The organism is Mesorhizobium sp. M7A.F.Ca.US.007.01.2.1 (genome assembly GCF_003998165.1).
GTDB lineage: Bacteria > Pseudomonadota > Alphaproteobacteria > Rhizobiales > Rhizobiaceae > Mesorhizobium > Mesorhizobium ciceri.
In genome coordinates this window covers 1-527 of the sequence record NZ_RZQP01000524.1, presented here as the reverse complement: position 1 = coordinate 527, position 527 = coordinate 1, and the positions used below count along the sequence as shown (strand labels likewise).

General features: G+C 66.4%; 1 protein-coding gene. It reads left to right on the top strand.

Annotated features, from left to right (window positions below):
• The coding region (locus tag EN949_RS35590) for a LysR substrate-binding domain-containing protein (protein WP_245472589.1) at positions 1–460 on the top strand (460 nt) is incomplete at its 5' end.
• Between the last annotated feature and the right edge of the window lie 67 nt (positions 461–527).

The following is a 527-nucleotide window of genomic DNA, read 5'->3' as shown; positions in this document are numbered from 1 at the left end:
GCGCGGCGGCGCGCCGCGGGACTGGCCGGACTATCATTCGTTGCCGCTGGCTGACGAGGAGATATTTCCCGTCGCCGGCACCAGCTATGCGGCAAAGTTCGGCCTGCCCAGATCCGCTGCCGAACTGGCCACGCACCGCCTCATCCATCTGGAGGAGCCGTATCGCGAGGCGGCCAGTTGGGACGAATGGTTCCAGTCTGCGGGCGCCAATCTCAGCGATACCGCGCGCGGCCTGCGCATCAACGACTACGGCCTGGTGATCCAGGGTGTCATGGAAGGCCAAGGCATCGCGCTCGGCTGGCGGCATCTCGCCGAGCGGCTGCTGGCGTCGGGCCTGCTGGTGCCGGTGACGGATCATGTGCTGAAGACCGGCAAGGCCTTCTATGTCGTCTGGCCGAAGAACCGGGAGCTCAGCGACAACGCCCGCAAGGTGCGCGACTGGCTGGCGGCGCAGGCATAAGTCGTTTTCCACTGATCCACCGCTGGCGGAATTCTGCCCCTCCCGCGCGACGCGAATCCGCCTATAG